General features: G+C 71.6%; 18 protein-coding genes and 1 pseudogene. 14 read left to right on the top strand and 5 right to left on the bottom strand.

Features of this window, described 5'->3' with window-relative positions:
- Position 1: 1 nt before the first annotated feature.
- Together sucC and sucD are read left to right on the top strand one after the other, a co-directional pair.
- Positions 2–1,168, top strand: coding sequence for an ADP-forming succinate--CoA ligase subunit beta (gene sucC, locus IEX31_RS06360; protein ID WP_188742600.1), 1,167 nt, complete (start codon positions 2–4; stop codon positions 1,166–1,168).
- Positions 1,169–1,185: 17 nt separating this feature from the next.
- Positions 1,186–2,094, top strand: coding sequence for a succinate--CoA ligase subunit alpha (gene sucD / locus IEX31_RS06355; RefSeq protein WP_188742599.1), 909 nt, complete (start codon positions 1,186–1,188; stop codon positions 2,092–2,094).
- Positions 2,095–2,208: 114 nt separating this feature from the next.
- Here sucD and IEX31_RS06350 read toward each other — a convergent pair whose 3' ends face one another.
- Together IEX31_RS06350 and IEX31_RS06345 are read right to left on the bottom strand one after the other, a co-directional pair.
- Positions 2,209–3,492: an MSCRAMM family protein gene (locus IEX31_RS06350; protein ID WP_188742598.1), complete on the bottom strand. Its 1,284-nt coding sequence runs from the start codon at positions 3,490–3,492 to the stop codon at positions 2,209–2,211.
- Between the two features lie 420 nt (positions 3,493–3,912).
- On the bottom strand, positions 3,913–5,994 hold the full coding sequence (locus IEX31_RS06345; protein WP_188742597.1) for a prealbumin-like fold domain-containing protein: 2,082 nt from the start codon (positions 5,992–5,994) through the stop codon (positions 3,913–3,915).
- Between the two features lie 352 nt (positions 5,995–6,346).
- On the opposite strand from IEX31_RS06345, the gene IEX31_RS06340 reads away from it, so the two are divergent.
- From IEX31_RS06340 to ddaH, 7 genes are all read left to right on the top strand, one after another.
- The gene (locus tag IEX31_RS06340) at positions 6,347–6,823 is read left to right on the top strand and encodes a hypothetical protein (RefSeq protein ID WP_188742596.1); all 477 of its coding nucleotides are present in this window, start codon (positions 6,347–6,349) and stop codon (positions 6,821–6,823) included.
- Between the two features lie 45 nt (positions 6,824–6,868).
- On the top strand, positions 6,869–8,329 hold the full coding sequence (locus IEX31_RS06335; protein WP_188742595.1) for a hypothetical protein: 1,461 nt from the start codon (positions 6,869–6,871) through the stop codon (positions 8,327–8,329).
- 32 nt (positions 8,330–8,361) lie between these two features.
- Entirely contained in the window at positions 8,362–9,774 is a 1,413-nt protein-coding gene (locus tag IEX31_RS06330) for a cell division protein PerM (RefSeq protein ID WP_188742594.1), read from the top strand.
- A 76-nt stretch (positions 9,775–9,850) separates the two neighbouring features.
- Positions 9,851–10,444 carry a phosphoribosylglycinamide formyltransferase gene (gene purN, locus IEX31_RS06325; protein WP_188742593.1) on the top strand — a complete coding sequence of 198 codons (594 nt, stop codon included), beginning with the start codon at positions 9,851–9,853 and terminating at the stop codon, positions 10,442–10,444.
- Positions 10,441–12,051, top strand: a complete 1,611-nt coding sequence (gene purH, locus IEX31_RS06320) for a bifunctional phosphoribosylaminoimidazolecarboxamide formyltransferase/IMP cyclohydrolase (protein ID WP_188742592.1) — start codon at positions 10,441–10,443, stop codon at positions 12,049–12,051. Before purN ends, purH begins: the two co-directional genes overlap by 4 nt.
- Before the next feature lie 190 nt (positions 12,052–12,241).
- Entirely contained in the window at positions 12,242–13,336 is a 1,095-nt protein-coding gene (locus IEX31_RS06315) for a Glu/Leu/Phe/Val dehydrogenase family protein (RefSeq protein WP_188742591.1), read from the top strand.
- 30 nt (positions 13,337–13,366) lie between these two features.
- Complete coding sequence (ddaH, locus tag IEX31_RS19435; protein WP_308423480.1) at positions 13,367–14,623, top strand: dimethylargininase; 1,257 nt, start codon at positions 13,367–13,369, stop codon at positions 14,621–14,623.
- Here ddaH and IEX31_RS18775 read toward each other — a convergent pair.
- Together IEX31_RS18775 and IEX31_RS18770 are read right to left on the bottom strand one after the other, a co-directional pair.
- Positions 14,595–14,741 (bottom strand): hypothetical protein, encoded by a 147-nt coding sequence (locus IEX31_RS18775; protein ID WP_229662156.1) that lies wholly within the window; start codon positions 14,739–14,741, stop codon positions 14,595–14,597. The two genes, ddaH and IEX31_RS18775, sit on opposite strands and share 29 nt — an antisense overlap.
- 112 nt (positions 14,742–14,853) lie before the next feature.
- A pseudogene (locus tag IEX31_RS18770) lies at positions 14,854–14,967 on the bottom strand (ATP-binding cassette domain-containing protein); the annotation flags it as partial.
- A 584-nt stretch (positions 14,968–15,551) separates the two neighbouring features.
- Here IEX31_RS18770 and IEX31_RS06300 point away from each other — a divergent pair.
- The 3 genes from IEX31_RS06300 to IEX31_RS19245 all read left to right on the top strand — a co-directional run bounded on the left by IEX31_RS06300 (position 15,552) and on the right by IEX31_RS19245 (position 20,212).
- Positions 15,552–17,426: an ABC transporter ATP-binding protein gene (locus IEX31_RS06300; RefSeq protein ID WP_229662149.1), complete on the top strand. Its 1,875-nt coding sequence runs from the start codon at positions 15,552–15,554 to the stop codon at positions 17,424–17,426.
- The gene (locus IEX31_RS06295) at positions 17,423–19,231 is read left to right on the top strand and encodes an ABC transporter ATP-binding protein (RefSeq protein ID WP_188742590.1); all 1,809 of its coding nucleotides are present in this window, start codon (positions 17,423–17,425) and stop codon (positions 19,229–19,231) included. The genes IEX31_RS06300 and IEX31_RS06295 overlap by 4 nt, the downstream gene beginning before the upstream one ends.
- A 321-nt stretch (positions 19,232–19,552) precedes the next feature.
- Entirely contained in the window at positions 19,553–20,212 is a 660-nt protein-coding gene (locus tag IEX31_RS19245) for a TetR/AcrR family transcriptional regulator (protein ID WP_308423479.1), read from the top strand.
- Positions 20,213–20,228: 16 nt separating this feature from the next.
- Here IEX31_RS19245 and IEX31_RS06285 read toward each other — a convergent pair whose 3' ends face one another.
- Positions 20,229–23,846 (bottom strand): DUF3376 domain-containing protein, encoded by a 3,618-nt coding sequence (locus IEX31_RS06285; protein ID WP_188742588.1) that lies wholly within the window; start codon positions 23,844–23,846, stop codon positions 20,229–20,231.
- A 216-nt stretch (positions 23,847–24,062) separates the two neighbouring features.
- Here IEX31_RS06285 and IEX31_RS06280 point away from each other — a divergent pair, with 216 nt between their 5' ends.
- Both IEX31_RS06280 and IEX31_RS06275 read left to right on the top strand, forming a co-directional pair.
- On the top strand, positions 24,063–24,725 hold the full coding sequence (locus IEX31_RS06280) for a response regulator transcription factor (protein ID WP_188742587.1): 663 nt from the start codon (positions 24,063–24,065) through the stop codon (positions 24,723–24,725).
- Complete coding sequence (locus IEX31_RS06275; RefSeq protein ID WP_188742586.1) at positions 24,725–26,524, top strand: sensor histidine kinase; 1,800 nt, start codon at positions 24,725–24,727, stop codon at positions 26,522–26,524. The genes IEX31_RS06280 and IEX31_RS06275 overlap by 1 nt, the downstream gene beginning before the upstream one ends.
- The last annotated feature ends 1 nt before the right edge of the window (position 26,525 follow it).

The raw sequence follows: 26,525 nt of genomic DNA, 5'->3' as shown, positions 1-26,525 counted from the left end.
CGTGGATCTTTACGAGTATCAGGCCAGAGACCTGTTCGAGAAGTACGGGGTCCCGGTGCTCCCGGGCATCGTCGCCGACACCCCCGAAGAGGTCCGCGCCGCGGCCGAGAAGCTCGGCGGCGTCGTCGTGGTGAAGGCCCAGGTGAAGACGGGCGGCCGCGGCAAGGCCGGTGGCGTCAAGGTGGCGAAGAACCCCGACGAGGCGGAGGCGGCGGCTCGCGACATCCTGGGCCTCGACATCAAGGGCCACGTCGTGAAGCGCGTCATGGTGGCGGGCGGGGCCCGCATCGCGCAGGAGTTCTACTTCTCGGTGCTGCTCGACCGCGCCAACCGCTCCTACCTCTCGCTGACGAGCGTCGAGGGCGGCATGGAGATCGAGCAGCTCGCCGTCGAGAAGCCCGAGGCGCTCGCCCGCGTCGAGGTCGACCCGGGCACCGGCATCACGCCCGAGAAGGCCCGCGAGATCGCGAAGGCCGCGAACTTCCCGGCCGAGCTCGTCGACAAGGTCGCCGATGTCTTCGTGAAGCTCTACGACGTCTACAAGTCGGAAGACGCCACGCTCGTCGAGGTGAACCCGCTGATCCTCGACGAAGACGGCAACATCATCGCGCTCGACGGCAAGGTGTCGCTCGACGAGAACGCCGGGTTCCGGCACGCCAACCACGCCCTCCTCGAAGACAAGGCCGCGGCCGACCCGCTCGAGGCCAAGGCCAAGGAGCTCGACCTCAACTACGTGAAGCTCGACGGCGAGGTGGGCATCATCGGCAACGGCGCGGGCCTCGTCATGTCGACGCTCGACGTCGTCGCCTACGCCGGTGAGAACCACGGCAACGTGAAGCCCGCGAACTTCCTCGACATCGGCGGTGGAGCGTCGGCCGAGGTCATGGCCAACGGCCTCTCGATCATCCTCGGCGACCCGCAGGTCAGGGCGGTGTTCGTGAACGTCTTCGGCGGCATCACGGCCTGCGACCAGGTGGCCAAGGGCATCGTCGGCGCGCTCGCCGAGCTCGGCTCGGCCGCGAACAAGCCGCTCGTCGTGCGCCTCGACGGCAACAACGTCGTCGAGGGCCGTCGCATCCTCGAGGAGGCCGCGCACCCGCTCGTCACCCTCGCTGACAACATGGACCAGGGCGCCGACAAGGCCGCCGAGCTGGCGAACGCCGCGTAGAGAAGGACTGCAGAGCAATGACGATCTTCCTGAATAAGGCCTCCAAGGTCATCGTCCAGGGCATCACCGGCGGCGAGGGCTCCAAGCACACCGCGCGCATGCTCGCGGCGGGCACCCAGGTCGTGGGCGGCGTGAACGCCCGCAAGGCGGGCACGACGGTGCTGCACGACGACACGGACGGCAACCCGGTCGAGCTTCCGGTGTTCGCCTCGGTGTCCGAGGCCATCGAGCAGACGGGGGCGGATGTCTCGATCGCCTTCGTCCCCCCGGCGTACACGAAGGACGCCGTGCTCGAGGCCATCGACGCCGAGATCCCGCTCCTCGTCATCATCACCGAGGGCGTGCCCGTCCAGGACTCGGCCGAGTTCTGGGCCTACGCCAAGGAGCAGGGCGGCAAGACCCGCATCATCGGGCCGAACTGCCCCGGCATCATCAGCCCCGGCGAGTCGCTCGTGGGCATCACCCCGGCCAACATCACGGGCAAGGGCCCGATCGGCCTCGTCTCGAAGTCGGGCACGCTCACGTACCAGATGATGTACGAGCTGCGCGACCTCGGCTTCTCGACCGCGATCGGCATCGGCGGCGACCCGGTCATCGGCACCACGCACATCGACGCGCTCGCCGCGTTCGAGGCCGACCCCGAGACCAAGGCGATCGTCATGATCGGCGAGATCGGCGGCGACGCCGAGGAGCGCGCGGCCGACTTCATCAAGGCGAACGTCACGAAGCCCGTCGTCGGCTACGTCGCGGGCTTCACCGCACCCGAGGGCAAGACCATGGGCCACGCGGGCGCGATCGTGTCGGGTTCGGCCGGCACCGCGCAGGCCAAGAAGGAGGCCCTCGAGGCCGTCGGAGTCAAGGTCGGCAAGACGCCGTCCGAGACGGCGAAACTGCTGCGCGAGGTCTACGCAGCGCTCGGCGCATAAGGGAGCCTGCGCCGGGCGCATCGGGAAGGTCCCGTCGGCGATGCCGGCGGGACCTTCCTCGTCAGGTGCGGTCGGACGGATGCCTCCACCCGGTCGCGGGTGTCTCGTCCCGGGTCACGGATCGATGATGATCACGCAGGTGTAGGTCCCGGGCAGCAGGTTGCTCTTGGTGAGCGACCCATCGCCGTCCGCGCCCGTGACCTGCTCGAACGGCGGGTCGGCCGCGGCGTCGCAGTCGATCGTCGAGGCGGTGCCGCCGTCGATCTGCGAGTCGACCGAGACCGTGATGTTCGTCAACGGCATGTTGGTGAATGTCACGGGCGTCGCGGTGGCGCAGGTGGTGTCAGCCACCACCGTCGCGTTCTGCGGGTTGGCAGAGGTCACCGCGTATCCGGTCGGCACCGTCTCGGTGACGGTGTAGCTCCCAGCGTCGATGCCGGCGATGCACGCCACGCCGTTCGCGTCGGTCGTGGCCGTCGTTCCGGCGGGGAGGGTCCCACCGGAGACGCTGAACACCACGCCGGCGTGCGGTTGCGTCGTCGGTGTGGCCGCCGCGTGCTTCTTCGTCTTCACGATCTTCAGCGCGCCGCAGTTGTTGATCCCGGTGTCCGTCGGAGCGATGAAGTCCTTCATCGCGGCCGTGAACGAGTCGGACGAGCGACTCTTCAGGTAGGCGCTGCCGAAGGCGACGCATCCGCTGCCCACGATCGCCGAGAAGTTGACCGTCGCCTCGCCGAACGTGCGCGGCGAGACATCGCCGAGTCCGTCGGATTCCGCCTCGGGGATGACGCTCGTGTTGATCGACCCGGTCGCGAGGAGGGAGTCGCTGAGGTTCACCCGATCACCCCAACAGGGGGTGCTGTTCGCGGCCTCGCAGAGCGACTTGTCACCGGTTGCGACCCACTCGGACAGGAACAGCTCAGGTACCGTCCCGCCGTTGGCCAGGTCGTACTGGATCAGCAGGTCGCCTGCCGTCCGTACCGGGGTCACCCCGTTGTCCGAGATGGTCTCCGACTGGTTGAACTCGAAGTCCATGTTCGTCGTGCCGGTCGGGTCTTGGACGCGGTGCCAGAACATGTGCAGGAAGTCGTCGCCCGCGGTCTCCTCGAGATAAAGGCCGAACGTCGTCAGGTCGCTCTTGTTCGGCGGGATGCTCCCGTCGACGACCGTGGGCACCAGGGTGTCCTCCTTCGAGCCCTGGCCGAAGGAATCGTCGCCCGATCCGGGGGGCAGGTCGGCCTTCCGCTTCTCGGGCGGGTTCGCACCCGTCTGGGCGAACGACACCCAGTCCACAGACGGCGCGGCGTGGTCGACCTTGAGGTTGGCGTCGGTGTCGATCTCGAAGTTGCTGCCGGCCAGGCTGACATCGCCATGGCCGGCGAAGGCAGGGCCGCCCACGAGGGCGGTGATAGCGAGCGCGCCGATTCCGGCCGTCGCGCCAAGGCGTCGTCGTCTCCGCGCCGGTCGAGTGGCCTGGGGTGTCGGGTTCTTCGTGTGGGGCATCGTCGCCTCCAGTGCTACCGGACTTCGCCCGAATCGGATGAGTCGGGCGCACCCCTGCAGGGCGGTGCACTGGCGCGGTGCCGGCGCGCGGGTACGCACTGGCTCAAGTCGTCCTGCCGGTGGACGGGGGGAAATCGGGCTCCGGCTGCATCGTCCCCAGACGGGGAGTCTTCGCTAGGCCGCACAGTACACCCGTCGGTACCTGTCCGCCACTAAAAATGAGGAATACTCATGCTCCCTTTCGGGAGGCAGAAGGGGTCCCGCCGGCGGCGCCGACGGGACCCCTTCGTCTCAGGAGTGAGCTCCTTCCTCAGCTCACGGGTCGATCACCACCACGCAGCTGTAGGTACCCGGCTGCAGGCCCTGGATCGTCACGCTCGGGTCGTCGAGCTGGTCGCTCAGCGAGACATCCGGATCGGTGTCCGGGGCCTCGATCGTCGCGTCGCACTCGATGCTCGAGAACGTGCCGCCGGGGACCTGCGAGTCGACCGACACGGTGATGTTCGTCAACGGCATGTTGGCGAATGTCTTGGTCGCGCCGGCCGGCGTGTTGCTGCAGTCGGCCGCGCTCTCGGCCACGGCCGCCGTCTGCGGGTTCGTCGACAGCGCGACGTAACCGCTCGGAACCGTCTCGGTCACCGTGTAGTTGCCGGCGAGGCCGCTCACCACGAGGTCCGGCACGCAGGCGATGCCCTGAGCGTTCGTCGTGACGACGATGCCCTGGGAGAGTCCGCCGCCCGTGACCTTGAACGTCACGTCGGCGTGCGGCTGATCGCCGGAGCCGCCGGCCGCGTGCTTGCGCGTCTTGACGATCTTGATCGAGCCCTTCTCCGGCGCGTTGACGAACGTGCAGGTGACGGTCTCACCCGCGGCGAGGTCGATCGACGCAGGATCCGAACCGTCGTCGCAGGTCGCGCTCGTCAGGTTCCAGTACGTCGGGACCGTCTCGGCGACGTCGTACGTGCCCGGAGTCAGGTTCGCGTACGTGTTCGCGTCCTTGCCTGCGGCGCCGGCCGCCGTCGTCGTGAGCGTGAACGCGGTGTCCGGCAGCGAACCCGACGTGAAGTCGAACGCGCCGAAGCGCTCGCTCGTCACCTTCTCGACGACGATGGTGCCCTTCGCCTGGTTGGTGTAGGTGCACTCGAGCACGTCATCGGCGTCATCGAGGTCGAACGTGACCGTGCCGGTCACGAGGTCGGTGCTCGAGGGCGTCACGCCGACGCTCGCCGAGCAGTCGATGCCGATCAGGCTCCACCCGGACGGCGGTGCCGATTCGGTGACCGTCAGGTCGCTCCCGAAGAACACGTTGTCGTACTCCTGCGTGCCGTCATCGGACAGGCTGAAGCTCGGGTCCGTGCCGTCGTCCTGCGTCACCAACGCCGTCGTGTAGTCGAACGACGTCGTGGCGCCGTCGGGGTCGGTCTGCTTGTGGATGATCACCTTCGCGCAGTTGGTGAGGTCGACGTCTGCCGGAGCGATGAAGTCCTTCATCGCGGCCGTGAACGAGTCGGAGGACCGGCTCTTCAGGTACGCGCTGCCGAACGAGACGCACTCGTCGTCGCCGACGATCGCCGAGAAGTCGACGGTCGCCTCGCCGAAGGTCCGGGCCGAGACCACCTGCCCAGCCGGAACGAGCGGGGCGAGCCCGTCGGAGTCGGCGGCCGGGATGTCGGTGGTGTTGATCGATCCGGTCGCGTCACCCGCGGCGGTCAGGTCTGCGCGGAGCCCCCAACAGGGGAACGCGTTGGCCGCGACGCAGTCGGCCTTGGTCACCGCCGTGCCGTCGAAGTCGGCATCGGTCAGCCAGTACGCGACGAACAACTGCGGGTTGGTGCCGCCCTGTGCGAGGTCGTACTGGATCAGGATGTCGCCCTCGGTCCGGTCGGGAGTCACGTCGTTGCCCGAGATCGTCTCCGACTGGTTGAACTCGAAGTCCATGTTCGTCGTGCCGCTCGGGTCCTGGACGCGGTGCCAGAACAGGTGCAGGAAGTCACCGCCGTCGGCCTCCTCGAGGTAGGTGCCGAAGTTCTTCAGGTCGCTCTTGTTGGGCGGGATGCTGCCGTCGACGACCGTGGGCACTTCGGTGTCCTCCTTGGAGCCCTGGCCGAACGAGTCGTCACCGGACCCGCTCGCCAGGTCGGGCTGCCGATTCTCTTCGACGCTCGCCCAGTCGAGTGAGGGTGGCGTCGCGTCGTCGACCTTGAGATTCGCGTTGGTGTCGATCTCGAAGTCGCTGCCCGTCAGGCTCACCTCAGGGTGGTCTGCATGAGCGGGGCCGGCGACGAGCGCCGTGAGCACGAGTGCGCCGACGCCGGCGACTGCGGCGAGCCGCACGCGCCGTCGGCGCTGGGATGTCGGCGTAGGTGTCTCGGGTGTCGGATTCTTCGTGTGGGGCATCGTCGCCTCCAGTGTCACCGAAGTTCGCCCGAGTCGGGTGAGTCGGGCGCACCCTCAAGAGGCGGTGCATGGACGGCCCACCGACGCGCGGGCACGCAGCGGCGTTTGTCGTCCTGTCGGTGCGCGATCCGGCACCGGCGGCATCCTCCCCCCAGGGAGTCTCACGCTAGCCCGCAGCGTACACCCGCGCCCGAGTGGGCGTCGAGCGAATCCGAGCATTGCTCATGCTCCAGAACGGGGGTCATTCATGGCCCATGCGTGAGAGGCTGGAGACATGGCCGAGTCGTCGCCGGATCCCCGAGGAGCGGTCGATCAGCCGCGGCGAGCACAGCCCTCGTTCAGGAGCGAGCTGATGCGCACGACGTTCGTGACCGAGGAGTCGGTGTACGGCATCATCCTCGTCTCCGGCATGATCGTCGTGTCCGGAGGGCACGGCGACACCGCCTGGCGGGTGTTCTGGACCGTGCTCGTCACGGTCGTGGTGTTCTGGGCCGCGCACGTCTACGCGGGCACCGTCGCCCGCCACGGCCTCGACGACGAGCACATGGAGGGCCTCGGCGTAGCGTTCCGGTCGGCATTCCGACGGTCCCTGGGCCTGCTCGCGTCGTCCGCCATCCCGCTGTTCATCCTGCTCCTCGGGGCCACGCGGGCCATTCCCGATATCTACGCCATCTGGGCGGCGCTCTGGGCGGGCGTCGCAGTGCTCGCCGTGCTGGGTTGGATCGCGTTCGCGCGTCGGGGCTCGCCGTGGCCCATCCGCCTGGCCGGCGCGGCCGGCACGGCGGCGTTCGGCGTCGCGATGATCCTGCTCAAGTCCTTCGTGCACTGACATGAGGCGCCCGGCGACGATATGGTCTACCCAAAGGGGGGCATCATGGCTGGGGAGTCGAGTACCGAACTGCAGGAACGCATCGCCGAGCTCGAGGCCGAGAACGCGGCGCTCCGGGCGCGCGCTCAAGGCGCCGAGGAGGAGGTGTTCGAGTCGCAGGGAGTGGCTGCGGCATCCGTCACGGCGAAACCCGGACGCGGCTGGGGCCGCACGGCGGTAGCCGTCGTGCTGGTCGTCATCGGCCTGCTGCTCGCGCCCGTCGCGGTGATCAGCGCGTGGGCGAGGCTCGAGCTCGTCGACACCGAGCGGTTCGTCGCCACGTTCGCACCGCTCGCCGAGGACCCGGCGGTGCAGGCGTACATCGGCGACCAGGTGACCGCGGCGATCGAGGAGCAGGTCGACATCCCGGGGCTCACCGCCGACGTGTTCGACGGACTCCGCCAGCTCGACCTGCCGCCGCGTGCCGAACAGGCGCTCGGGCTCCTCGAGGCTCCGGCCACCCAGGGGCTCCAGTCGCTCGTCTCGGGCGTGGTCGACCGGGTCGTCGAGTCGGACGCCTTCGCCGACATCTGGGCGACGGCCCTTCGGGTGACCCATCGCCAGTTCGTGGCGGCCATGCAGGGCGACCCCGACGCGGCCCTCGCGATCGGCAGCGAGGGAACAATCTCCGTGCAGCTCGGCCCGATCATCGAGGCGGTGAAGGATCGGCTCGAAGAGCAGGGCGTGGGGTTCGCCTCGGCCATCCCCGTCATCGACCGCAGCATCGTCGTGGCCCAGAACGACGCCTTCGTGCTCGTGCAGACCGTGTACACGCTCGCGGTCGCCGTCGGCACGTGGCTGCCGTGGCTCACGCTCGCGCTGCTGGCGGCGGGCGTGCTCATCGCGAAGCGAAGGGCGGCGGCGCTCGCGTGGACCGCCGGCGGTTTCGCCCTCTCGATGCTGATCCTCGCGAGTGGTGTCGGAATCGGTCGCGCCTTCTTCCTCGGCGCGGTGAGCCCCTCGATCATGCCGGCGGATGCTGCCGGAGCACTCTACGACGGCCTCGTGCAACTCATGCTCTCGACGATCCTGGCGCTTCTCGTACTCGCCCTGTTCGTGGCGGTCATCGCGTGGCTCTCCGGCCCGTGGCGCCCGGCACGCGCCACGCGCCGCTTCGCGCACGCCGGCTTCTCGAGCGTCCGTCGCGCCGCCGCGAGGCAGGGCGTCACCACCGGCGCGTTCGGCCTCGCGCTCGATCGGTGGCGCGTGGCCGCCTATGTCGTCATCGCCGTCGTGGCGTCGGTGGTCATCCTGTTCAACCGCCCGGTGACCGGGTCCTTCGTCGTCTGGACCGTGGTGATCGCCTTGCTCGTCGTGGCGCTCGTCGAACTCCTCCGGCGACCCGCCGACGAGGTCGTGGCCGAACCGCCCGTGCTCGACGTCGAGGGGGTCCCGCCGGCTGAGTCTCCCGTCGTCGCGACCGACCCGGCCGCGAGTGCGCCCGAACCTGCACGTCGCGGCGGCTGACGGCCGCACTCCGGGATACGCTCGACGTCGGAATGAGACGCACGACGATCGCCCTGCTGGCCGCCCTCGAGGCATTCGTCATGGCGCTCGTCGGGTTCGGCGTCGCGTTCGTGCCGCTGGTGGTGCTGTGGGCGGTGCACTTCGGGCTCGGGGTGGACTTCTCGGTGTTCCTGCGTGCCGCCGCCGACGTGTGGCTCGTCGGCCACGGCGTCGATCTCACGGTGCAGCTCGACCCGATCGCTGCCGCGCGCATCGCGCTCCCGGGCGCCGGCGACCCGTTCCCGATCACCATCGCACTGCTCGGATTCGCACTGCTCTCGGTGACGAGCGGGATGCGCATCGGACGGCGCTCGGCCGCGGGTGGCCACTCCTTCTCGGGCGGCATCGCGGCGATCCTCGTGTTCGGCCTCGCGGGCTTCGGGCTGGCGCTCCTCTCGGCCACCGGCGCCGCGCGCACCGACCCCTGGCAGGGCGCGCTGCTGCCCGCCTCCGTGATGGCGCTGGGCGTGATCATCGGCGCCGTCGGCGAGGCGTTGCGCGAGGCGTCGGCGACGGATGCCGCGACCGGCCTCGTCCGCCGCGCGCTCACGACCCTTCCACCGGCCCTCGTCGCGGGGGCCCGAGGAGCGGCGCGCGTCGGCGCGGGCGCCGCGTTCGGCGTGCTCGCGCTCGCCGGCGCGCTCGTCGCGGTGCTCATCGCGTTCGACTACGCGACGATCGCAGGGCTCTACCAGACCCTCGGCGCGGGCATCGACGGCGGCCTGGCGCTCACTGTCGCCGAGCTGGCGCTGCTGCCGAACGTCGTCATCTGGGCAGCGTCGTGGCTGCTCGGTCCCGGGTTCGCGATCGGCTCCGGCTCGCTCGTCTCCTCGAGCGGCACGCTGCTCGGCCCCGTCCCCGGGTTCCCGCTCCTCGGCGCGCTGCCCTCGGGCGCGCCCCCGCTCGGCACCCTCTGGCTCGTCGTGCCCGTGCTCCTGGCCTTCGTGGGCGCGTGGCTCGTGTCGATCGAGCCGGTCGTCGCCCGCGGCGGCGATCGGTTGCCGTGGTGGGTGCCGCTCGCCGGCGGCCTCGGTTCGGCGGCGGTCGCGGCGATCGTGCTGGGCCTGCTCGCGTGGTGGTCAGGCGGCGCGGTGGGGCCCGGGCGCCTCGCCGAAGTCGGCCCCGAGCCGCTGGCGGTCGCGGGCGTCGCCGCCGCGACCGTCGGGCTCGGTGCCATCGTCGGCGGGTACGCCGCGTACGCGCGATCCGGTCTCCGCGCGCGGCCGGCCGGCACCGCCGACGGCTGGCGCACGTACCGCGACGCCGGATCCGAACCCGCACCCGAGCTCGCGCCGGATCCCCTGCCCCGCGGCGCCCGACCCGACACCGCGGACCGCGACGACGAACCCGAGCCCGCGCACCGCGAGTTCACCTGGGGCGCCGACCGCCGCCGCGACGCCCCGTAGCGGCATCCTCGCCCGTCCGCATTCCGCGGCGCGGCCGCCGCGAAACGCGGCGATCGCCACCGGGTAGGCTCGGATGGTGCTGCAACTCGTCGTGCTGATCTCGGGCACGGGATCCAACCTCCGCGTCCTGCTCGAAGCCTCGGAGGACGCCGAGTTCCCCGGCCGCGTGGTGGCCATCGGCGCAGACCGCGAGGCCGACGGCCTCGCACTCGGCGAGGAGTACGGCATCCCCACCTTCATCGTGCCGTTCACGGCGTACCCCGATCGCGAGGCGTGGGGCGAGGCCCTCATCGAGCAGGTGCGGCAGTGGCAGCCCGACCTCGTCATCCTTTCGGGGCTCATGCGGCTCGTGCCGCCGGCGGTGGTCGATGCGTTCTCGCCGCAGCTCATCAACACGCACCCCGCGTACCTGCCCGAGTTCCCGGGCCCCCACGGCGTGCGTGACGCACTCGCCGCGGGCGTCGACCAGACCGGCGCCAGCCTGATCATCGTCGACAACTCCGTCGACGGGGGTCCCATCATCGCGCAGGAGCGCGTGCCGGTGCTGCCGGGCGACACCGAACAGGCCCTGCACGACCGCATCAAACCCGTCGAGCGGCGCCTGCTCATCCAGGCCGTGCTCGACATCGCCAACTCCCACCTCGACCTCAAGGAGCTGAGCCGATCATGAGCGGCCCCACGCACGACCCGAGCCTCTACCGCGAACGCGACCTCGTGCCGGTGCGCCGGGCACTCCTCTCGGTGAGCGACAAGCGGCGCATCCCCGAGCTCGCGGCGGCGCTCGCCGAGGCGGGCGCCGAGATCGTCTCCACGGGTTCGACGGCGCAGACCATCCGCGACGCGGGCTTCCCGGTGACGGATGTCGCGAGCGTCACGGGCGCCCGCGAGATGCTCGACGGGCGGGTGAAGACGCTGCACCCCTCGGTGCATGCCGGGCTCCTCGCCGACCTGCGCCTCGAGCACCACGAGCGCGAGCTCGCCGACCTCGACATAGAGCCGTTCGAGCTCGTGGTCGTGAACCTCTACCCGTTCGCCGCGACCGTCGCGGCCGGGGCATCCGAGTTCGACGCCGTCGAGCAGATCGACATCGGCGGTCCGGCCATGGTGCGCGCCTCGGCGAAGAACCACGCGAACGTCGCGATCGTCGTCTCGCCCGACGGCTACGACGACATCATGGGCGCCCTCGCCGCGGGCGGCACGACGCTCGCGCAGCGCAAGGCGCTCGCCCGTGAGGCGTTCCGGCATACGGCCGCCTACGACGTCGCGGTGGCGTCGTGGCTGGGCAGCGTCGTCGCGCCCGACCAGGCGGCCGACGAGTCGCCGTTCCCGGCGTGGGTCGCCGGCACGTGGACGAAGCAGGCCGATCTCCGCTACGGCGAGAACTCGCACCAGGCGGCGGCTCTCTTCGCCTCGGAGGGCATCCGGCCCGGCATCGCGCAGGCCGTGCAGCTGCACGGCAAGGAGATGTCGTACAACAACTACGTCGACGCGGATGCCGCGGTGCGGGCCGCGTTCGACTTCGACGAGCCGGCCGTCGCGATCATCAAGCACGCCAACCCGTGCGGCATCGCCATCGCGTCGCCCGGAGCATCCGACCCCATCGCCGACGCCCACCGCCGCGCGCACGAGTGCGACCCGGTGTCGGCGTTCGGGGGCGTGATCGCCGCGAACCGCCCGGTGACCCGGGCCATGGCCGAGACGGTCGCCGAGATCTTCACCGAGGTGCTCGTGGCGCCCGCGTTCGACGCCGAGGCGGTCGAGCTCCTCACGGCGAAGAAGAACATCCGCCTGCTCACGCTCCCCGAGGGCTTCGCGCCCACCGAGGTGGAGATCCGGCAGGTCTCCGGCGGGCTGCTCATGCAGCAGGCCGACCGGCACTTCGCGCCCGCATCCGAGTGGACGCTCGTGACCGGCGAGCCTGCCGACGCGGCGACCCTGGCCGACCTCGAGTTCGCGTGGCGGGCGGTGCGCGCGGTGAAGTCGAACGCGATCCTCCTGGCCTCGGGCGGCGCCTCCGTCGGCGTCGGCATGGGACAGGTGAACCGCGTCGACTCGTGCAGGCTCGCGGTCGAGCGGGCGGGGGAGCGGGCCGCGGGGGCGGTCTCGGCATCCGACGCCTTCTTCCCGTTCGCCGACGGGCTGCAGATGCTCATCGACGGCGGCGTGCGCGCGGTCGTGCAGCCCGGCGGATCGGTGCGCGACGAGGAGGTCGTCGAAGCGGCCCGCGCGGCCGGCATCACGATGTACTTCACGGGCGAGCGGCACTTCTTCCACTGAGGACGGATGCGGTGATCGAGGAGGCGCGCCAGCGCCGTATCGGGTCTCGACACCCTCCTGCGTCGCTACTCGACCACCGGCGCAAGGGGGCGGCGCGCCCGCATCACCGGCGGTACTCTTGAGGTGAGCGGCGCTCAGAAGGCGCCCACACAGCTCCGCCCACGAAGCGGATGAACAAGGAGAACGATCGATGACGATCACCCACGCCCCGGCGACCCCAGCGGCCGAGGTCAGCGCAGCACTCCCGACGGAGGCCCCCGAGCACGAGCGTGTGCTCATCACCCGCGGCCCCCGATCCGGACTCACCATCATCGTGGCCGTGCACTCGACGAGGCTCGGCCAGGCCCTCGGCGGCGCACGCCTGTGGCGGTACGGTCACTGGACCGACGCCCTCGCGGACGCGCTGCGCCTCTCGCAGGCGATGACCATGAAGAACGCCGCGGCGGGGCTCGCGCGCGGCGGCGGCAAGTCCGTCATCGCGATTCCCCGGGGCGTCAGCCTCGACGAGCGGGCCACGCGCGACGCGATGCTCGACCTCGGCGACGCCGTCGAGTCCCTCGGCGGCGCGTACATGACCGCCGAGGACGTCGGCACGAGCGCCGAGCTCATGGCCGTCGTGCACGAGCGCACCGAGCACGTGTGCGGCCTTCCCGCCGAGCAGGGCGGCGTCGGCGAGCCCGCGGATGCCACGGCCGCCGGCGTGTACGCGTCAATCCTCGCGACCCTCGGGCACGTGTTCGGCTCCGCCGGCGTGTCGGGTCGCCACTTCGTCGTCGCCGGCCTCGGACAGGTCGGCGGACGCCTCGCCCGGAGCCTCGCCGCAGCCGGTGCCCGGCTCACGGTGACGGATGTCGCGGGCGCCAAGCGCGCACTCGCCGACGAGCTCGGCGCGATCTGGGTCGAGCCCGAGGAGGCGCACCTCGTCGAGGCCGACGTGTTCGTGCCGTGCGGGCTCGGCGGCGTCCTCACCCACGACGTCGTCGACGCGCTGCGCGTGCGCGCCGTGGTCGGCGCCGCCAACAACCAGCTCGCGTCGCGTGACGTCGCGGGGCATCTCACCGAGCGGCGCATCGTGTGGGCGCCCGACTTCGTGGTGAACGCCGGCGGTGTCATCTACCTCGACGTGGCCGGCATGCCGGGCGCCGACCAGGCTGCGCTCGACGCCCGGATCGCGGGCATCGGCGACACCGTGGCATCCGTGCTCCGCTCTGCCGAGGAGCACGGCACGACGACGCTCGCCGCCGCCGAACGCATCGCCCGCGAGCGCCTCGACGCCGCCCGCTGACGGTCCGGCACCGGCCGATAGGCTCGTGCCATGACGTCCCCCGCCGCCGCGCCCCCGCCCGCCCCGGCCCGGTTCACGCCGGCCCCGACGCCGGGGCGGCGGGCGCTGGCGGTGGTCGCGTCCGCGGCCGTCGTCGCGGTCACCGCGATGCTCGTCGCGGTGTTCGCGTTCTTCATCGGCAACGGCCAGTCGCCGCAGATCTTCAGCCAGCTCTTCGGGCACTTCGCGCTCGCCGCGCTCATCGTGTGGGTGCTGCTCTCGGTCGCGAACGCCGTGGGCGCGACCCGGGCCTGGTTCCTCGCGCTCATCAGCGGGTTCGCCTCCGGATGCCTCGCCGCCCTCCTCGCGACCACGGTGACCGCCAGCGCCGCGGGCGACCCGTTCTCGGGCGCGATCTTCCTCTTCGTGGTCGGCTCGCTCGTGAGCCTGAACCTCGTCTTCATCCTCGCGGTCATCGGTGCGGAGGTGTTCCTGGCCCCGCGGGTGCTGCGCGGCATCCTCGGCTACTCGCCGCGGCGCCCCCCGCGCCGCATCGCCCTCGTGCGCATTCCCGCATCGAACCTCGACGAGGGCGAGCTGACCCACCTCGAGCGCACGCCGGTCGACAAGGCGCGCGCCGACGAGCAGTGGGACAACTACTGCGCGGCGCTCGTGGCCGAGGGCTGGGAGACCGTCGAGGTCGACGCGGCCCCCGAGCTCGCCGACTCGGTGTTCGTGGAGGACGCGGTGGTGTTCTTCGGCGACCTCGCCGTCATCGCGAGCCCAGGGGCCGAGTCGCGTCGGCCCGAGATCGAGACCGTCGAACGCGCCGTTCGGTCGGTGCCCGGCATCGCGGTGCGACGCATCGAGCTCCCGGGCACCCTCGACGGCGGCGACGTGCTGAAGGTCGGCTCGACCGTATACGTCGGCGCATCGAGCCGCACCAACGCCGAGGGCATCCGACAGCTGCGGCAGCTGCTCACGCCGCACGGCTACTCGGTCGTCGCGGTGCCCGTGACGAAGGCGCTGCACCTGAAGAGCACGGTGACGGCACTGCCCGACGGCACCATCATCGGCGACCCGGCGCTCGTGGACGTGCCGAGCCTGTTCCCGAGGTTCCTGCCCGTGCCCGAGCCCGAGGGCGTCGCCGTGGTCGAGCTCTCGTGGGAATCGCTGCTCATGTCGTCGGCCGCCCCTGAGACGGCGTCGATGCTCTCCGGCCTCGGCTACCGCGTGGTCACGGTCGACATCGGCGAGTTCGAGAAGCTCGAGGGGTGCGTCACGTGCCTGTCGGTGCGAGTGCGCTGAGCGCGCGCCCGTCGTACAGCTCGAGCACGCGGTCGGCGCGCGTGACGAGCGCCGGTTCGTGGGTCGTCACGACCGCCGCGACGCCGCGCGCGTGCACGAGGTCGCCGATGAGGTCCATGACGGTCGTCGCGGTGCCGCGTGTCGAGCTGACCAGCAGGCCGACGAGGTCGAGCGACTCCGCGACGCACGGCCGCGAGCGCGTCCCCGCCGAGTGACGACAGCTCGTCGTCGCCCAGCATGACGCGCCCCGACGTGGGCCGGTCGAGCGCCCCGAGGAGGTTCAGGGGCGTCGTCTTGCCGGCGCCCGACGGCCCCGTCCCGACGAGCAGCTCGCCCGGGCGCACCTCGAGCGTGAGGGCGGATGCCTCGTGGCCGCGCCGCGCCGCGGCGGGTGCCCGCCACGTTCATCGCGAGCGCGATGTTCTCGGCGGCGGTGAGGTACGGCAGGAGGTTGCCCGAGCCCGACGCGCCGACCACGGCGACCAGCTCGCCGCTCCCACTCGCTCTCCTCGCTCGCCGGTCCGGGGGCGCGCGCGACGGCGGGCAGTGGAGCAGGCGGGACCGTCCGCGCGGCGACGAATCCGCACAGCCTATCGCTGCGGTGCCCTTGCACGCCACGGCCGTTCTCCCCTAGTCTGGAGGGCTGGCCGCCGCGTCCCGGGGCCATGAGGTAAGCAGACGATCCGCAGGAGGACACCATGCAGACAGACAGCTTCGCCCGCCAGGTCACGGGCCGCGGCGCTGCTCGTCCGGCGTCCCCCGTCGAGGCGCACGCCGGGTAGCTCCCGGCCCGCCAGGCGCAGCCTGCCCCGATTCCGCGGTCCGTCCGCGCTCCGGCGCCGTCGACTCGCGCCCGCTCACCTCATCTCGCCGATTTCCACGTCGTTCGACGACGCCTCGGCGCTCTCGATCTCGAAAGGGAACCGGCTTGTCTGCCACCCCGCTCCACCCCGACCCCGCCCCGGCACGCACGGGAACCGTGCGCGCGCTGCTCCGGCTGCGCGAGTACGCGGGTCCCGCCGTGCCGTTCATCATCGCCGGCATGGTCGCGGCCCTCATCGCCCAGCTCATCGCCCTCGCGATCCCGCAGGTGCTGCAGTCGATCGTCGACGGTCCGCTCGCCGACCGCGACGCCGGTGCGATCTGGCCGCTGGCGGCGCTCGTGCTCGGCCTCGGAGCGCTCGAGGCCGGCATGATCGCCCTCCGGCGCTGGTTCGTGCTCACGCCCGGCACGCGCGTCGAGGCCCGCATGCGCAATGCGCTGTACGCCCGGCTGCAGGACCTTCCCGTGAGCTTCCACGACCGGTGGCCGAGCGGCCAGCTGCTCTCGCGCGCGGTGAGCGACCTCGGCCTCATCCGCCGCTGGCTGTCGTTCGGACTCGTGCTGCTCGTCGTGAACCTCATCGTGATCGTCGTCGGCCTCGTCATCCTGGTCTCGATGAACTGGCTGCTGGGCGTCGTGTTCCTCGTCTGCTCCATTCCGCTCTGGATCGTCGGCTATCACTTCGAGGGCCGCTACTCCGAGGTGTCCCGGCGCAGCCAGGACCAGGCGGGCGACCTCGCCACGACCGTGGAGGAGTCGGTGCACGGCATCCGGGTGCTGAAGGCGTTCGGCCGCGGCAAGCACGCACTCTCGAGCTTCCGCGCACAGGCCGAGTCGCTGCGCTCGACCGAGATCGAGAAGGCGCGGCTCGACGCCGGCATCTGGGCGTGGCTCCTCGCGGTGCCGACCGTGGCGCTCGCCGCGTGCCTGGTGCTCGGCGTGTGGCTCGCGTCGCAGGGCGTGCTCACCGTCGGCCAGCTCGTCGCGTTCTTCGCGACCGCGACCGTGCTCGCCTGGCCCATCGAGTCGATCGGGTTCCTGCTCGCGTTCTCGGTGGATGCGCGCACGGCGACCGACCGGTTCTTCGACATCCTCGACAGCGAGAACCAGATCACCGACCCGGCGCGGCCGGTCTCGATCGATCGCCCGCGCGGCGAGCTCGTCTTCACCGACGTGCGGTTCCGCTACCAGGACTCGCCCGAACGGTTCGGCGACCTCCTCGACGGCGTCGAGCTCGCGCTCGAGCCGGGCGAGACGATGGCGCTCGTCGGACTCACCGGCAGCGGCAAGACCACGCTCACGGCGCTCACGACTCGGCTGTACGACGTCACGGGCGGCTCGATCACGCTCGACGGCGTCGACATCCGCGCGCTGACGCGCGAGGAGCTGCGCCGGCACATCGCCATGGCGTTCGAGGACGCGACGCTGTTCAGCGCCTCGGTGCGCGACAACGTGCTGCTCGGCCGTCCCGACCTGGCGGGCGACGACCCGGCGATCCGAGCCGAGGCCGAGCGGGTGCTCGACGAGGCGCTCCGCATCGCCCAGGCGGGATTCGTCCGCGACCTCCCGAACGGCGTCGACACGACCGTCGGCGAGGAGGGCATGAGCCTGTCGGGCGGACAACGCCAGCGCCTCGCGCTCGCCCGCGCGGTCGCCGCATCCCCGTCGGTGCTCGTGCTCGACGACCCGCTGTCGGCGCTCGATGTCGCCACCGAGGCGAGGGTCGAGGCCGAGCTGCGCGACGTGCTCGCGGCGACGACCGCGCTCATCGTGGCGCACCGGCCGTCGACGGTCATGCTCGCCGACCGGGTCGCCCTCCTCGAGGACGGCCGCATCACGGCCGTCGGCACGCACTCCGAGCTGCTGCGCGAGTCCGAGCACTACCGCTTCGTCATCTCGAGCCTCGAGGACGAGGAGCGGCGCGAGCAGGCCGAGGCATCCGACATCGAATCCATCGCACGAGAGGAGGCGACCCGATGAGCACCGTCACGGGCGTCGAGGGCGAGGAACGCCACGACTTCACCAAGGCCGAGTCCCGGCACATCCGGCAGCGCTCGCTCCGGCTGCTCGGGTCGTTGCTGCGACCCGTCCGGGCGCGGCTGTGGCTCACGATGGCGATCGTCATCGTGTCCACGGGCGCGCAGGTCGCCGGGCCCGCGCTCATCGCGTACGGCATCGACCGGGGCCTGCCGGCCCTGATCGACGGCGACTGGATGCCGGTGGGCTTCGCGGGTGTCGCGTACCTCCTCACGGGCGCCGCTGGCGCGTTCCTCATCGCGTGGTACATCCGCCTCTCGGCGAGGATCAGCCAGGCCGTGCTGCTCGACCTGCGAACCCGCGTATTCCTGCACACGCAGAAGCTCTCGCTCGAGTTCCACGAGTCGTACACGTCGGGCCGCATCATCTCGCGGCAGACGAGCGATCTCGACGCGATCCGGGAGCTCCTCGACGAGGGCATCAACCAGCTCGTGCGCGGCGCGCTGTACATGTCGTTCACCGGGATCGCGCTGGCGCTGCTCGACTGGATGTCGGCGCTCGTGCTCGTCGTCGCGCTCGTGCCGCTCGTGGTGCTCACGCGCTGGTTCCAGACCCGCTCACAGCGGCTGTTCCGGCGCTCGCGCGTGGCGTCCGCGAAGCTCATCGTGCACTTCGTCGAGACCATGACCGGCATTCGCGCGGTGCAGGCGTTCCGCACCGAGAAGCGCAACGAGCGGGAGTTCGGCGACCTCGTCGAGGACTATCGCGACATCAACGCCAAGGTGATCCAGCTCTTCGGCATCTACGACCCCGGCTTGCTCCTCATCGGCAACGCGTGCGTGGCAGCCGTGCTCGTGGTCGGCGGCTTCCGGGTCGTCGACGGCCAGCTCGCCATCGGCGTGCTGCTCGCGGCGCTGCTGTACACGAAGCGGTTCTTCGACCCGATGGAGGACATGGCGATGTTCTACAACGGGTACCAGTCGGCGGCATCCGCGCTCGAGAAGATCTCGGGCGTGCTCGAAGAGGAGCCCAGCGTGCCCGATCCCATCCACCCGGTGGACCTGTGGACGGCGCGTGGCCGGGTGCGGTTCGAGGGCGTCGAGTTCGCGTACACGCCCGACCGCGTGGTGCTGCCGCGCTTCGACCTCGACGTGCCGGCGGGCCAGACGATCGCGCTGGTGGGCTCCACCGGCGCGGGCAAGTCGACGCTCGCCAAGCTCATCGCCCGGTTCTACGACCCGAGCGACGGGGTGGTCGAGCTCGACGGCGTCGACCTGCGACGGCTGCACCCGAAGGACCTGCGTCGCGCCATCGTCATGGTCACGCAGGAGGCGTACCTCTTCTCGGGGTCGGTCGCCGACAACATCGCGCTCGGCAAGCCCGATGCGTCGTTCGAGGAGATCGTCGCGGCCGCGAGGGCCGTGGGCGCGCATGAGTTCATCGAGAGCCTGCCGAACGGCTACGACACCGACGTGAACAAGCGCGGAGGTCGCGTGAGCGCGGGTCAGCGGCAGCTCATCTCGTTCGCGCGCGCGTTCCTCGCGGACCCGGCCGTGCTCATCCTCGACGAGGCGACGAGCTCGCTCGACATCCCGAGCGAGCGCCTCGTGCAGGAGGGGCTGCAGTCCCTGCTCGCCGACCGGACTGCGATCATCATCGCGCACCGGCTGTCGACGGTCGCGATCGCCGACCGGGTGCTCGTCATGGAGCACGGCCGCATCGTCGAGGACGGCTCGCCCGCCGAGCTGATCGGCGGCTCGGGGCGGTTCGCGAAGCTGCACGCGGCCTGGCGCGACTCGCTCGTGTGACGCGCGGTCGCGGCATCCGACTTCGCCGTGCCGTGCCGATCAGGCCGGCACGACGGCGTCGGCCATGATGGCGACACCCGGTGCGTCGCAGCGGGTTCCAGCGCGATCTCCAGCCCGGAGGTCGCCGCGCCCACGATCAGGACGTCACCTGCGGGAACCTGATCGGGCCGCCGGTAGTCGTGCGAATGCAGCTGATGCATGGTGCGGTCGCGGTGGCCAGCAGAGGCACCTTCGGCAGTGCGTTCGGTCCGGACGCGACGACGACGTGCCTTGCCCGGACGGTGCCGTCGGTCGTGGTGACGACCCGCTCCAAGACCCTCAGTGAGGACCGATTGCACCCGAACCCCTGTGCGGACGGGGAGGCCGAAGCGCTCCGCGTTCGATTCGAGGTGGTCGGCGAAGGCGTCCTTGCCGAGGAACAGTTCTCCCGAAGGGTGGGGTGCGCCGGGCAGGGCACTGTGGCGCGCGGGCGTGAAGAGCCGGAGCGAGTCCCATCGGTCCCGCCAGATCTTCCCGACGCGCGCGGGCCTCGAGGACCACGCTCGGACGACCTCGTTGCTGCAGCTGCCACGCCGCAGCGACGGGCCGACCGGGCCTCGACGACGCTCCGACTGGCCCAGTCGGCGCTGTCGCGCGGCGTCGTCGTCGCCGCTGCCGACAGGCTGCCCCCGCGAGAACGGGTACGTCGCAACCTCCATCGCGGCGATCGCTCGCGAAGCGGACGTCGCCGTGCAGACCATCTACAACGTGGTCGGCTCCAAGGCCGACATCCTGTCGGCGGTGCTGGACGCCCACGCGCAGGGCCCCGAGGCGCCTCGAAGCGTGCCGGAGTTCCTCGCGGAGCGCTCGGGGCAGGCGGTCGACGCCGAGGCGCTGCTGGACATGCTCGCCGACTGGTTCGTCGAGGTGCACGAGCGGACGGCGCCTCGGTATCGCGACTGGCTGCGAGCCAGCCTCGCCGGCGCCATCGCGTGCGGATGATGACGGTCCATGTGGGTCAGGCGTCGCGCGCGACGTCCCCGGCGAGCGCGTCCCCGGCGTGCGCGTCCGCGGCGCGTTCGGTCGCCACGAGATCGGCGGCGGCGAGTCGCGCGCGCTCCACGCGGTCCTCGATGTCGGGTGTCGCCTTGGCGAGCTCGGGCAGCCACCAGAGCGCGTTGGCCCACGCGAGGATGAACACCGCCGCGCGGAGGTTCTCGGCGATCAGGGGCACGACACCCGCCGTGAGCACCCACGCGAGGGCGTACCCGGCGAGTCCGGCCGCGACCGAGAACAGCGTCACGGTGATCCAGTTGACGCCGCGCGTGAGCGCGATCGCGCGGGGTGAACTCCCGATGCGCAACCAGTCGGCCGTGAGCACGATGGTGACCGCCGCGGCACCGGCCGCGAGCACCCAGGGGTTCCACGACGGCGGCGGCGCGAGCCACCCGATCTGCGTCGCGAAGATGAGCTGCACGAGCGGCAGCAGCCCGCCGAACACCCCGAACACCCCGATCATGAGGCCGGTGCGCAGGTCGCGGCCCGGGATCCGAGCGCGTTGCGCCGACGATGCGACCCGCAGGGTGATGGCCATGAGTACGCCCGTGACGCCCAGGCAGAGCAGCACGAGCAGCACGTTGGTCTGCAGCAGCGCCACGACGAGCGGGATGAGGCTCGCCAGAGTGAGGACGGTGAGGCGCAACGTCGGCGCCCACGCACGATCGGCCGCGGTGCGCGCGAACCCGTCGAGCGGCACGTCGAGCGCCTGCGCGACGTCCGCCCACCGTCTGCGGGTCGACCAGACGCCCACGACGATCATGGCGGCGAGGCCGAGCGTGATGATCGCGGTGCCCGCGATCCACCCGGCGCTCGGCGGCCTGATCGGCGACCACGTGAGGAGCCAGGCCACGGCAGCCACAAGGCCCGCGACGAGGGCGAGGCGAGGTGGGTCGGCGACCGTCGGGAGGGCGACGAGCACCGGCCGCAGGAGCGCCAGGGCCGCGCCGGCGAGCGCGCTGAGGCCTCGGTTCACGGGGTGCACGACCACCCGGTCGAGGAGCCGAACGGTGCGCGAGGCGATCGCGAACCGATACGAGGGCGACAGGTTCGCGATCGTGTCGGTGCCGGCGCGGAGGCGCACGCGCCGCGCCGCCCGCTGCGCCTCGGGGTCGGCCGGGGTGGACGTGGACGCCGGCTCGAGCGGGGAGAGCCCGCGGTCCGCGACGGCGGGCTCGTCCGCCTCCTCGAGCACGGCGTCCTGCAGCAGGCGGATCGCTGAGCCGGTGCGCACGGCGTCGGGCGCGAGGGACGTGAAGAACCGGGTGAGTCCCGCCGCGGCGTCGAGGCGGCCCCACCACCAGTCGTTCACGCGCCAGTCGCGCGCGAGGAATCCGAGGAAGTTGCCGAACCCGTAGCCCGCGAGCTTCGTCTGCCGATCGAGGACCACGCGGTCGGATGCCGCGTTGACGGTCGCGGCGATGTCGTCGGCCGTGGCCCGCGGCCGTCGCATCGCGCGCCCCAGCGTCGTGTACCAGCGGTCGACCGCGAGCGTGCGGAAGCTCGCGGGATCGTCGGGCTCCTCGTCGACCCCGATCGCCCAGTACCGCACGTGCGAGAGGGCGGCCGGGATGCCGCTCGCGTGGTACAGCGGCGCGAGGTCGGCCGCCGAGAGCGATCCGGGCGCGCTCGCGAGCGGACGCCAGGCCGAGCCCGTCCATGCGGTCGGCAGTGAGCGGCGCGAGGCGCGGGCGTCGCGCTCGGCCCCGGAGCTCGAGATGCGCAGGCGCGCGACCGCCATGTCGAGGTCGCGCCACTGCGCGGAGGTGCGGATACGGGCCGAGGCGCGGAGCCACTCGTCGATCCACTCGTCGAAGTCGGCGGCGGTGGGCGCGATGCCGCTCCGGGCCACGCGGTCGGAGCTGCGCAGGACCGCGGCGGTCAGTTCATCGCGCCACCTGAGCGCCGCCGACAGCGCGTCGTAGGCCGTGCGGCGCACCTCGGGGAAGGCCATCCCGCGGCGCGAGCCCTCGTCTTCGGGCAGCGACTCGAGTGCGCGCGTCCAGCCGAGCACGCAGTTGGCGGCGTCGGCGAGTGCGAGGGGGGAGCGGGCCATCGCCAGGGAATCCGACGACGACAGCTCCGCGAAGCGACGTTCGCAGGCCGCGCTGAGCCCCGCGAGCGCGATCCGCTCGATGGGCCGGTAGCGCCGGCGGGTCGGCAGCGTCGACTGCAGTTGCCACACGCTCGGCGCCGACAGGGTGTCGGCGAGGTGATCGGCGAGGTTCGAGCCCAGCGCCCGGACGTAGGCCTCCTGGCGTTCGGTGACGGCGGGGTGCGACCAGGCCGCCGACGCGATCAGCGGCGCCGCGCTGTCGAACCGGGCGGCGGCGACCAGCCGCTCGGCGTTGAAGCGCGCGAGCTCGGCCACCTCGCGCGCGACCGACTCCCGTCGCAGCTGCCGCGAGAGCATCGCGCCGATCGCGCGGAAGAAGCGCGATGCGTGCTCGTCCCACGCGACCGCGCCGCCGACGGGCGCGTCGGGCTCGGGGTCGAGGAAGAGCATGACCCGGTCGGCCCGTCGGTCGGACGCACGCGAACGCGCGGCCCGAAGGGCCCGGTCGATCGGGACGTTGTCGAAGACGGAGCCGTCGACGATGCGATAGGGCGTGCCTGGCTCCTCGCGGTGGGCCGCGAAGGCGAACCGCATGCCGCGTTCCTCGGCCTCCTCAGGCACGCCGGCCTCGCCGCCGAACGAATCGACGTGGGCCGGCTCGAACCCGCCGGGGAGCGACGACGTCGACCGGGCGGCGAGCGCGAGCCGGGAGAGATTCGCGAGGTCGTCGAGCCGCTCCGCCTCGTCGAGGTCTTCGGCGCGAGTCGGGATCCGGTTGTCGAAGCGGTGCTCGTCGCTGCCGACGAAGCGGAAGTGCCCGCGTCCCTCGTTGACGTCCTCTTCGAACTCGTCGCTCGCGTCGATGACCGTGGCGGAGAGATCGACGCTCGTGAACTCGGAGACGAGGTCGGGGTGCCGGTCGTCGGTCTCGTAGATCTCGCAGAGCGCCTCGAACGTGCGGGCGCGGAAGTAGTCCTCGCCCCGCATGAGCGCGAGGATGCGCCGCGCCCCTGGCGGGTGCAGCAGGCCCCAGAAGCCGCCGACCCGGCTCCACGTGTCGAGGAGGCGCTCGAGCCCGGTGCCCGCCCGTTGGGCCACGGCGTAGACGACGGCGTTGAGGCCGCCCGCGCTCGCGCCCGCGAGCAGGTCGAACTCGACCCGGTCGTACCCGGCGGCGTCGAGCATCTCGGCATACGCCCGCAGGCGCGCGATCACCGGTGGCGTTAGCGGGGTGGCCGGGGTCTCGGGAACGAACGCCAGGGTCTCGCCGCCGGCGTCGTAGAGGCGGATGCGACGGAGCAGGTCGAGTTCGGCGACGGCGCCCCCGATCCATACCGCGAGGCTCACGCCACCCCGCATCGCGAGCGCGACGCGGAGGGTGCGGTTGAAGGACGGCATCGCACCCCGGTGGCGTGCCGCGACCTGCTCGACGCGCTCGCCGGGACCGACGACGATGACGCGGACGTGACGCGTCGACCCGGTGATGCGTGCGGTTGCGGCTTCGGGCGCGTCACTGTTGACCATGGTGCTCCTGATTCGGTCGGCGCGGGTCCATCGGCGCCTCGGATGCCGCGCGGCGGGGGAAAGACGCACGGTACCCCAAGCGTGGCACGATCCGCGCATCTCGTGTGCGCGGTTGTCCCCAGAACTGGGTCGCACGGCCGGAGAGCGCTCGCGGTACAGTCGCCAGAGGCGGGTGGTGACCCCCGGAGGCGACGCCTGCCTGCGGACGGAGGTGCGATGAACGACGCCCGAACCCTGCGCGTCGCGATCGCGGATGACGCACTGCTGCTGCGCGAGGGCATCGCCAAGGTGCTTGAGGGCGGTGGCATCGAGGTCGTCGGCTCGGTCGGCACGGGAGACGAGCTCCTCGAGGTCGTGCGCGCCGGCGGCATCGACGCCGCCGTCCTCGACATCCGCATGCCGCCCAGCTACCGCGACGAGGGGATCACCGCGCTCGAGACGATCCGCTCGGGTGGATCGACCATCGGCGTACTGCTCCTGTCCATGTACGCGACGCCCGAGTACGCACTGCGCGTCATGGGCGCGGGCAGCGGCACGGGCTACCTGCTCAAGGAGCGCGTGTCGGAGCCGCAGACGCTGGTGCGCGCCGTCGAGACGGTCGCGTCGGGCGGCTCGGTGGTGGATCCCGAGGTCGTCGAGCAGCTCGTGAAGCGCACACGCGCCGACGATCCGCTCTCGCGCCTCACCGAGCGCGAGCGCTCGGTGCTCGAGCTCATGGCGCAGGGCTACTCGAACGGCGGCATCGCCCAGACGCTGTTCCTCGGCCTGAAGACGGTCGAGACGCACGTGCGCAGCATCCTGCAGAAGCTCGACCTCGAGGAGTCGCCCGAGCACCACCGTCGTGTGCTCGCCGTGCTCACGCTCCTCGGCGAGCGGTGATGGCTCCCGGCCGCAGAGGCCGGATCGTCAGGCGCACCGCCGTCATCACGTTCGTCGTCGCGCTCAGCCTGTGGATGGAGATCGCTGGCTTCATGGCGACTCCCGAGGCCGAGCGGCCCGAGGTGTCGTACACGACGCTGCACGCGATCGTGCCGCTCGTGTTCGCCGCCTGCGCGGGCATCGCGTGGCGCATCGGACCCACTCGGGCGCCACCGCGCCTCATGGTGGCGTTCGTGGTGCTGTGGATCCCGCAGTCGATCTACCACGTGATCGGCGGCATCGACTGGCTGTGGCCGCTCGTGCGCGGGGTGGACCTCGGCTGGGGGGTGATCGCGGGCGTCCTCGTGATGGTCTACCCGAAGGGCTTCCTTGGCGACCGCTTCGACCGCTGGATCGCGGGCATCGCCGTCGTCACGTCGATCGTCAACCTCCTCGCAGTGCTCCTGCTGGCATCCCCGCAGGCCGTCGCCTGCGAGTGCGTCGTGCCGAACCCCTACCGGATCGCGGACGCCCCGGCACTGTTCGCCCTCATCGATATCGGCTATCGCGTTGTCGGCGGCGCGCTGGCGCTCGCCATCGCGGGGCGCCTGCTCGTGCGCTGGGTCCGGGCGAGCGTGCCCGCGCGCACGGTCGCGTTCCTCATGCCGCTCGCCCTCTTCGCCTGGGCGACCACCCTCGCGGCGCAGGCCGTGAACTACGCGGCGTCGTCGACGGCGAACACCGTGCTGAACACCGTGTCGCTCATCGCGATGGCCTCGATCCCCGTGAGCTTCGACGCCGGCGTCGCACACGCGCGGAACATGCGCGCCCGCGTCGCCGACCTCATGCGCATCACCCGTGAGGGCGCCGATCGGGGGCTGTGGGCGGAGTCGCTCGCCCGCACGCTTCGCGACGCCTCGGTGCGTGTCTACTGGTGGGACGAGGAGCGCGGCCGGTACGTGGATGCCGCGGGCACGCCGATCGACGAGGTCGACGCCGATTCGCGAGGCAGCCACAGCATCCTGCCGGTCGCCTCGCCCCTCGGCACGCCCATCGCGCTCATCCGGCACGACCGGGTGCTCACCGACAACATGCGCCTGCTCGACGGCGTCTCGAGCGCCCTCCGCCTCTCGGTCGACAACGGACGGCTGCGCTCGGAGATCGAACGCACGCTCGAGCAGGTGCGCCAGTCTCGCCAGCGCATCGTCGAGGCGGGCGACGAGGCCCGTCGCCGCATCGAGCGCGACCTCCACGACGGCGCGCAGCAGCACCTCGTGTCGCTCGGGATGCGGCTGCGGCTCGCCGCGAACGCGGCGCGCGGCGCGGGGGAGGAGCGGCTCGCAACCGAGCTCGGGGACTCGATCACGATGCTGAACCAGTCGCTCAAGGAACTCCGCGAGCTCGCGCACGGCATCCACCCGAGCCTGCTCTCGTCGGGCGGCCTCGCACTCGCCGTGCCCGAGCTGGCCGGACGCTGCCCGGTGCCCGTCGTCGTCGACGTGCAGGCCGAGGGACGGCTGCCCGAGCTCATCGAGTCGACCGCCTACTTCGTGCTCGCCGAGGCGCTCGCGAACATCGCCAAGCACTCCGCCGCGACGCGGGCGTGGGTGCGTGCGCACATCGTCGACGGCGATCGGCTCGAGCTCGTCGTGCGAGACAACGGCAGGGGTGGGGCCCGTCTCGACGCCGGAACCGGGATGGTCGGCATCTCCGACCGCGTCGACGCGGTCGACGGGACGATCGAGGTGGAGAGCCCGCCGGGCGCTGGCACCACCCTGACGGTGCACATCCCGCTCGGCGGGCCGCTCATCGAACACTGAA

The organism is Agromyces bauzanensis (genome assembly GCF_014645655.1).
GTDB classification, from domain to species: domain Bacteria; phylum Actinomycetota; class Actinomycetes; order Actinomycetales; family Microbacteriaceae; genus Agromyces; species Agromyces bauzanensis.
Note: the sequence above shows the minus strand (reverse complement) of the source record. Positions and strands in the feature narration are given on the sequence as shown.

Coding starts and splice junctions, on each gene's coding strand:
- IEX31_RS06285 (WP_188742588.1), bottom strand. CDS start 23,846: ATGGTCAACAGTGACGCGCCCGAAGCCGCAACCGCACGCATCACCGGG.
- IEX31_RS06345 (WP_188742597.1), bottom strand. CDS start 5,994: ATGCCCCACACGAAGAATCCGACACCCGAGACACCTACGCCGACATCC.
- IEX31_RS06340 (WP_188742596.1), top strand. CDS start 6,347: ATGCGCACGACGTTCGTGACCGAGGAGTCGGTGTACGGCATCATCCTC.
- sucD (WP_188742599.1), top strand. CDS start 1,186: ATGACGATCTTCCTGAATAAGGCCTCCAAGGTCATCGTCCAGGGCATC.
- IEX31_RS06275 (WP_188742586.1), top strand. CDS start 24,725: ATGGCTCCCGGCCGCAGAGGCCGGATCGTCAGGCGCACCGCCGTCATC.
- IEX31_RS06315 (WP_188742591.1), top strand. CDS start 12,242: ATGACGATCACCCACGCCCCGGCGACCCCAGCGGCCGAGGTCAGCGCA.
- ddaH (WP_308423480.1), top strand. CDS start 13,367: ATGACGTCCCCCGCCGCCGCGCCCCCGCCCGCCCCGGCCCGGTTCACG.
- IEX31_RS06330 (WP_188742594.1), top strand. CDS start 8,362: ATGAGACGCACGACGATCGCCCTGCTGGCCGCCCTCGAGGCATTCGTC.
- IEX31_RS18775 (WP_229662156.1), bottom strand. CDS start 14,741: ATGGACCTCATCGGCGACCTCGTGCACGCGCGCGGCGTCGCGGCGGTC.
- IEX31_RS06295 (WP_188742590.1), top strand. CDS start 17,423: ATGAGCACCGTCACGGGCGTCGAGGGCGAGGAACGCCACGACTTCACC.
- IEX31_RS06280 (WP_188742587.1), top strand. CDS start 24,063: ATGAACGACGCCCGAACCCTGCGCGTCGCGATCGCGGATGACGCACTG.
- IEX31_RS06335 (WP_188742595.1), top strand. CDS start 6,869: ATGGCTGGGGAGTCGAGTACCGAACTGCAGGAACGCATCGCCGAGCTC.
- purH (WP_188742592.1), top strand. CDS start 10,441: ATGAGCGGCCCCACGCACGACCCGAGCCTCTACCGCGAACGCGACCTC.